The sequence below is a fragment of the Collinsella sp. CLA-ER-H5 genome, assembly GCF_040092375.1.
Classification (GTDB): domain Bacteria; phylum Actinomycetota; class Coriobacteriia; order Coriobacteriales; family Coriobacteriaceae; genus Collinsella.
This window is the reverse complement of record NZ_JBBNLR010000037.1, coordinates 1-6,762: the sequence shown is the minus strand read 5'-3', so window position 1 is coordinate 6,762 and position 6,762 is coordinate 1. Positions and strand designations below refer to the sequence as shown.

At 61.1% G+C, this 6,762-nt stretch carries 8 protein-coding genes; 5 read left to right on the top strand and 3 right to left on the bottom strand.

Going from position 1 to position 6,762, the window contains the following annotated elements; translation table 11 throughout:
* Nucleotides 1-163 precede the first annotated feature (163 nt).
* Nucleotides 164-391, bottom strand: a complete 228-nt coding sequence (locus AAAX31_RS09960) for a hypothetical protein (RefSeq protein ID WP_250786826.1) — start codon at nt 389-391, stop codon at nt 164-166.
* A gap of 254 nt (nt 392-645) precedes the next feature.
* Between AAAX31_RS09960 and AAAX31_RS09955 the strand changes: the two genes are divergently transcribed.
* Complete coding sequence (locus AAAX31_RS09955; protein ID WP_284703055.1) at nt 646-1,227, top strand: ABC-2 transporter permease; 582 nt, start codon at nt 646-648, stop codon at nt 1,225-1,227.
* A gap of 532 nt (nt 1,228-1,759) precedes the next feature.
* Here AAAX31_RS09955 and AAAX31_RS09950 read toward each other — a convergent pair.
* Complete coding sequence (locus tag AAAX31_RS09950; RefSeq protein ID WP_250786828.1) at nt 1,760-2,281, bottom strand: hypothetical protein; 522 nt, start codon at nt 2,279-2,281, stop codon at nt 1,760-1,762.
* On the opposite strand from AAAX31_RS09950, the gene guaA reads away from it, so the two are divergent.
* The 4 genes from guaA to AAAX31_RS09930 all read left to right on the top strand — a co-directional run bounded on the left by guaA (nt 2,276) and on the right by AAAX31_RS09930 (nt 6,177).
* Entirely contained in the window at nt 2,276-3,058 is a 783-nt protein-coding gene (guaA, locus tag AAAX31_RS09945; protein WP_250786829.1) for a glutamine-hydrolyzing GMP synthase, read from the top strand. The two genes, AAAX31_RS09950 and guaA, sit on opposite strands and share 6 nt — an antisense overlap.
* Before the next feature lie 585 nt (nt 3,059-3,643).
* The gene (locus AAAX31_RS09940; protein ID WP_250787852.1) at nt 3,644-5,131 is read left to right on the top strand and encodes an ATP-binding cassette domain-containing protein; all 1,488 of its coding nucleotides are present in this window, start codon (nt 3,644-3,646) and stop codon (nt 5,129-5,131) included.
* A 21-nt stretch (nt 5,132-5,152) separates the two neighbouring features.
* On the top strand, nt 5,153-5,662 hold the full coding sequence (locus AAAX31_RS09935; protein WP_250787853.1) for an alpha/beta hydrolase: 510 nt from the start codon (nt 5,153-5,155) through the stop codon (nt 5,660-5,662).
* Nucleotides 5,617-6,177: a prolyl oligopeptidase family serine peptidase gene (locus AAAX31_RS09930; protein ID WP_199579946.1), complete on the top strand. Its 561-nt coding sequence runs from the start codon at nt 5,617-5,619 to the stop codon at nt 6,175-6,177. Before AAAX31_RS09935 ends, AAAX31_RS09930 begins: the two co-directional genes overlap by 46 nt.
* Before the next feature lie 31 nt (nt 6,178-6,208).
* Here AAAX31_RS09930 and AAAX31_RS09925 read toward each other — a convergent pair.
* On the bottom strand, nt 6,209-6,762 hold a 554-nt coding region (locus AAAX31_RS09925), incomplete at its 5' end, for a hypothetical protein (RefSeq protein ID WP_349077099.1).

Sequence of the window (6,762 nt, the reverse complement as noted above, 5' to 3'; positions counted from 1 at the left end):
CCATTGGAACACGAGAAGGAGGCAGGTTAAACTGAAGGGACTGACCCCGGAGGAATTCCGGAATCAGTCCCTATGTGCGGCGTAGGCCGCTTATTAGCCCGTCCAAGAATTGGGGCGCAGTTCAATATGGTTGCCATGGGGCCCGTTTTTTCAACTGGACGTCCTAGCTCGAGAACGTCACCTCTCCGCCACCCTGGAGCTGGTCCTCGGGCACCTGCTTGGCGTCGGGCGGCATCTGCCCGGAGTCGGGGACGCCTCCGACGGACTGGGAGTCGGTCACCTGGCCGCCGTCCGACCCCGCAGCGCCCCGGCTTGTGATGAACCAGCCCGCAGCGATGCCGCCCGCGACCAGCGCCTGTTTGCATTTGAGCCCTGTCGAAACCGTGGACACCTGATAATTTGGACGGCAGAGGAACCTGCCCCGTAGGAGGGTGTGGCCATGGGAGCCGAGCCTGGGACCAAGTACGAGTAGTTCCCCAAGGACTACCGGGACGAGACGGCCGACTACGTCATCGCGGCGGGGCGGCCCGTCAGGGAGGTCGCCCGAGAGCTCGGCATGGCGGGGAGCACCCTGGGCGACTGGGTGAGGAGGAGGCGCGAGCTCTCCGGCGGCGGGCCCGCGGCCGCCCCGCCGTCCTCGCCAGCATGTGCCTCATGATGGGTGCGATCGGCTTCTCCGTCTACGACGACCAGAACGGATGGGGCTCTTATCGCCTCACCCTTCCCGTCTCGAAGCGCGACGTCGTCCTGAGCCGCTATGCCGCCATCGCGACGCTCGGCCTCATCGGCTCGGCGGTCGGCTTCGCCGTATCGCTTGCGGTCATGGGACTCGCGTCCGCCGTGGAGCTGCCGGGAGGCCTCTCCGAGTTCCTCGCGTTCAGCGGGGAGAGGGTCGCCGGCATGGCCTTCGCCACCGCAGTCTGCGTCCTGATCGGCTCCGCCGTCGCGTCCGTCGTGACGCCGGTGTACTTCAAGCTCGGCCAGACCAAGGCGACCCAGTTTCTGCCAACCGTCACCGTCGGCCTGTTCGTGGTCACCCCCATGCTTCTCGGGAACTCGGGGATTCTCGAAGGCGGCGCGTTCGGGCTCGTGACGGACTTTCTCACGTTCGTCGAGACCCCCGCTGGACTTGCGGCCTCGATGGCGGCGCTGCTCGCGGCCTCGCTTCTGATGCTGGCCGCCTCCGCCGTCGTCTCTCTCGGGCTGTACGGAAGGCGCGAGCTGTAGGCCGAGCCGTCAACCGACGCCCCGGCGCGGACCCGCTTTGCCACGATGCGGGAGCCGCCCCGGCGGCGTGCGGCTGACGATATGTCGATGATTGTGGCCTACATTCGGGCAGAAGGATGCGATTCGGCGGATTAAGGCCAGTTGGAAGAGGGGAGGGGCGTGGGCCGGAAGGGCGCGTCGCCCGTGCTGCTTTGCGTCGAATCCGGAACGGGCGGGGGAGACGCACCGATCTCCCTTTCCAGCCCGACGGACGATGTGCGGGACGGGACGATACTCGATGCCTCGTGGACAACAAGCGTTTCTGAGTTCAGATTCACTGATTTTTAGTGCGCAAAAGCGCTCTTTATTGACGGTCGCGCTCTCCTTTAGCGCGGTGAACGTTTATTGGACGGGGCGAGGGCATGCGCGGCGAGGAGCTTTTCACGCTCGAGGCGGCGGCATACGTGTTCCTGCAGGAGGCCTGCCGCGGCCGTCTGGCGGCGGAGGGCGCCATGCGGGTCCTGTCCAGGTGCGTGCTGGACACTTGCGTCGCTCAGCTCCAGCCTTTGAGCAACCAGTCCACCAGGTTCTCGATGCGCACGCCTTGCTCGGTGGTGCCGAGCCGCAGGCGATCGGTGGTGAGCACCAGCTTGGGGAAGGCATCGTTTACGAGGGAAAAAGGCGCCAGTTCGCGCTCGTATGTCTCGGGGCTTGCAAGCGTTTCGGTCACCTGGATGTAGAGGCGCTCGTCGTGCTTGTCGGCCACGAAGTCTACCTCGCCTTTAAGCAGTGCGCCCACGGTCACGTTGTAGCCACGGCGCACGAGCTCGTTGAATACCACGCACTCGAGCTGAGCGCCCAGGCCCTTTGGGGCATAGTTGCTAGCTAGATTGCGCAAGCCGGTGTCGATGGGATAGAACTTGCGCTGGGGTCTAAGCACCTGCTTGCCGGCGATGCCGTTCTGTTCGCATTCGCTCAGGATGTAGGCGCTTTCGAGGGCTTTGAGGTAGTTCTCGACCGTCTTGTCGCGGCGCTCCTCATCAGGGCCATCGGCAAGCAGCTCATTTGCGTGCACGTGAACCACGGCCTTATGCGCAAGGGCGAGAGCGAGCAGGTCGTCGACGTCTTTAAGAACCAGATGGATGCGAATCTGGTCTACGTGGACGCGACCGACCGCTTCCTCGACAAGCTCGTCGACGTCGCCGAGCCCGAGGCCAAGCGTAAGATTATCGGCGCCGAGTTCATTCGCGTGTTTGAGGAAGAGGCCCGAAAGGTGGGCGATGAGGTCAGCTTCCTCGCTCAGGGCACCATCTATCCCGACATCCTGGAGTCGCAGGACGGCGTGAAGGCCCATCACAACGTGGGCGGTCTGCCCGAGGACCTGCAGTTTGAGCTCTGCGAGCCCGTTAAGCTGCTGTACAAGGACGAGGTGCGCGTCGTGGGCCGCGAACTCGGTCTGCCCGAGAACATGGTTGAGCGCCAGCCGTTCCCCGGCCCCGGCCTGGGTGTCCATTGCCTCGGTGCCATCACCCGCGACCGTCTTGAGGCGCTGCGCGAGGCCGACGCCATCGTGCGTGAGGAGATCGACAAGGCCGGTCTTACCATTTGGCAGTACTTCGCCGTTGTGCCCGACTTCCGCGCCACTGGCGTGCGCGAGGGCAAGCGCGCCTACGACTGGCCCTGCATCATCCGCTGCATCAGCACCGTCGATGTCATGACCGCCGAGGTGCCCGAGCTTGACTGGGCGCTGCTCAAGCGCATCACCGCCCGCGTTACCGCCGAGGTCCCCGGTATCTGCCGCGTTTGCTACGACCTGACCCCCAAGCCCGTCGGCACGGTGGAGTGGGAGTAAACCCCCAGTTCAGAGGCACTTTTTATATTAGTTTGCTCCTTTGAACTTCTTTGTAAATAGGTGTACTTTTCTGACACGATTTTTTAAACGCATTGGGATTTCTCTCACTTTGCAAAGAGGCGATTCAATGGCTTAGCGATGCATCGCTAAGCCATTTTCGCTTGTTGGTGTTGCAATTCGTCTCCTTGTGTTGCTTTAGTTAATCATACTTGCCCACAGTTGATACATTCGTTTCCTAGAATTACTCGCTGGCAGAATTTCAGGTGGTTTGTGGGCGATGATGCATTATCCCAGCTTGTTCGTGGTTCAAACCTATTTTCAACACGCGCGCTATAATTCAATACGCGTGCTATAATTCAATACGCGTGCTATAATTTGAATATCATTCAATCAGCGGAGCCTTTGCCATGCGACGCTTCGAGTTAGGTTAGATGAAGAACTAGCGATGCCCGCTAAGGGTCCCAAACGACCATTTTGTACGCTCGACCGCGCGTTAGGGTTCCGCGTCGCTTCAGTATCTTCTCGTCTTGATTCCACACCTCGCGTGCCTAACCCCTGCGCGGTCTCCTTTCGAAGGAGCTCGCCATGCAGTTGAATCTCACAAACATTAGTTACACCTATCCTGGTGCGGTCTCTCCCGCTGTAAGGGATGTCGGCGTCACGTTTTCCTCAGGATGGACTGCCGTGATCGGTGACAACGGATGCGGGAAGAGCACGCTAGCGAGAATCGCCACGCGCCTTATCGAGCCCGATTCCGGAACGGTGGGCTCGAAGCTGTTCTCCGTGTACTGCCAGCAGGATTCTTCGCTCGAACCTGGGAACCTCATAGACTTCGCGTCAGACTGGAACCAAGAAGCGCAGCGCGCAAAGGCGCTTCTGCATATCGGAGACGATTGGCCCTGGCGCTACGACACGCTCTCAGGCGGCCAGCAGAAACGACTCCAGATCGCATGCGCGCTCTATGCTCGCCCCGACGTGCTTGTCATGGATGAGCCGACGAACGATCTTGATGCCCCGACGCGTGAAATCGTGAGCGAGGCGCTAGCCTCATTCGATGGAGTCGGCATCCTCATCTCCCATGACAGGGAATTGCTCGATGGCCTCGTCGATCAGAGCCTCCTGTGCGACGGCGCACGCTGGATCATGCGCCCGGGCGGTTATTCGAAGGCGAGCGATCAGGCGGCAAGCGAACGTGCCACCGCGCTGCGCGACCGAGAGAAGGCTATGCGCGAAGTGAAGCGGCTGAAGGCGGAGGCGCAGCGCAGGAGCGAGGAGGCGGCACGTCAGAAGGGCAAGCGCAGCAAGCGCGGTCTGGACAAGAGAGATAGCGACGGGCGCGCGCGGATCGGGCGCGCCATAGTCTCTGGGAAGGACGGTGTAGCCGGTAAACTATCAGCCGCCATGGATGAACGTCTTGCGAGGGCGGAGTCGACGCTATCGGAGAACTCTGTGCCGAAGCGCTACGACCACTGCATTAGCGATTTCGGAGAAGCCGCCAGATCGAGTATCGTTGCGCGCGTTGGTCCTACTCGGCTCTTAGCGGGCGAGTTCTGCTTGAATGTGCCTCAGCTCTGGGTCTCTCCAACAGACCATGTGGTGTTGACCGGAGCAAATGGGACGGGCAAGAGTCTATTGGTGCGTGCCATCATCGATTCCGTCCCCGAGAATATAAAGGTTGCCTATGTTCCTCAGGTTGTTGCGTCGGTCGAGCGAGAGCGTGCCCTTGAGCAGCTGCGCAAGCATACGCAAGAGAAAAAGGGGCGTATCCTGTCCATCGTGGCACGCCTGAACTCCGACCCCGATAGACTGCTCGATGGCGACGACCTGAGCCCCGGTGAGCTCCGAAAGCTGATGCTCGCGGAGAAGCTGGTTGCGGAACCCAACTTCCTCGTGCTCGACGAGCCGACCAATCACCTCGATATCGGCTCGATAGAGGCATTGCAGAGACTGCTCGTTGGATTCCCCGGGGCGATCCTTCTGGTCACGCACGATATCCGGTTGGCGGAAGCTGTAGGGCAAACGAGATGGCTGATCGAACAGCTCGTTGATGGTCACGCGCTAAGAGTTGGATGAATTGGAGCGAGTGGCTTGTCAATGGGCTTTAGAGATCCTGCGATTCCTCTCCAAGCCACCGATGCGCCAGAGCAGCCATCCAAAAAGCGCCACCGCATTCTCTGGGGCTTCCTCTACGTGGGGATATTCATTGCCGTCTTCACGCTTTCGGCGGCCATCAAGCTGGTGAGCAATCCCCTCGGCGACGATTTCTCCGTCGTTTGGAACGACTCGGTGGGAACGGTTTATGCCGACATCCCCTACGGCGACGGCGACGCGAACAAGTTCGACCTCTATGTACCCGCCGACCGGTCGCGGCAGCACTACGGGTTGGTCGTGTACCTGCACTCCGGCGGGTTCACCAGCGGTGACAAGGCCGACGACGCGCGGACCCTCCATTGGCTCTGCGCTCAGGGCTACGTGGCTGCGGGTATCAACTACACGCTTTTCAGCGAGCAGCACCCCGGGGCGAACATCCTCACGCAGTCTCTGGAAATCAAGAGAGCATGGACGCGGTGGTCGCCGAGGCGGCCAAGCTGGGCTACCCCGTGAACGAGATGGCCATCGGGGGCGGATCGGCCGGCGGGTGCCTCGCCCTGCTGTACGCTTACCGCGACACTGCGGAATCGCCGGTGCCGGTGAGGTTCGTGTTCGAAGCCGTGGGGCCTTCCAGCTTCTACCCCGAGGACTGGGACAACTACGGGCTGGACAAGCCGGAAGCCCAAGCAGAAGCGGCGGGCCTGTTCGGCGTTATGACGGGTGCCAAGCTCACGCCGGACATGTTCGGTACGCCCGCCTACGACGCCGCCGTCAAGGACGCCTCGGCGCTTCTCTGGGTGACGAAGGACGCGGTACCCACGGTCATGGCCTACTGCACTCACGACACTATGCAGCCCTTCAAGGCATCGGTACGCCTCGATAGGGCGCTTACCGAAAACGGCGTCCCCCACGACTGCTTTGTGGCGGAGCACTCGGGTCACGGGCTCCAGAACGACAGCGCAGTCTATCGGCAATATCTCGAAACGGTGCTGGAGTACCTAAAGACCTACATGCCCCCGGAATCCTAGCTGGCTTTGAGTCCGTCAAAGAGGCGTGCATCTAGTGCAAGGCATTCACTAGTGCCGTGATCAGGAACGCGATGAGGAAGCCGAACCCCGCACCGCAGGCCATCTTGAGCGCAGGGCTGAGCCGTGACCTGCGTCTGGAAAGCGCATCGGTCTCGCTCGGAGCCTCCTCGCCGTCCATGAACGCGCTGATCTCACGGAACGTCACAAGGTCATGCTCGCGTTTGATCCTCTCGATGCGCGACGTGCATACGAGCGACGGGATCCAGAATGCAACAAACACGAGTATCCCGATCAGCGCGCCTGTGGACATATGCGGGATGAACGATGGCTCGGGCAGTAGTGCGTAGATGCCTGCCATGCATGCAATCCCCGCGAGCAGCAGGGCAGCAGACCCCATCGCCAATCGCTCCATCTCGAGCGCATCCTTGCTTACGACTTCCTTCATTGAAACCACGTCTCCTTTCACAAGTTCATCGATGGAGACGCCGAAGAGGTCGCTTAGAAGCAGCAGGCTTTGGACATCCGGATAGGTCTTTCCGGTATCACATACTAAGAAGGAGATCGCGTCGAAAATGTTGGTGTAAG

Bases quoted from the DNA above. Each gene is read 5' to 3' on its own strand.
- AAAX31_RS09930 (WP_199579946.1), top strand. From the start codon at position 5,617: ATGGACGCGGTGGTCGCCGAGGCGGCCAAGCTGGGCTACCCCGTGAAC.
- AAAX31_RS09940 (WP_250787852.1), top strand. From the start codon at position 3,644: ATGCAGTTGAATCTCACAAACATTAGTTACACCTATCCTGGTGCGGTC.
- AAAX31_RS09955 (WP_284703055.1), top strand. From the start codon at position 646: ATGTGCCTCATGATGGGTGCGATCGGCTTCTCCGTCTACGACGACCAG.
- AAAX31_RS09935 (WP_250787853.1), top strand. From the start codon at position 5,153: ATGGGCTTTAGAGATCCTGCGATTCCTCTCCAAGCCACCGATGCGCCA.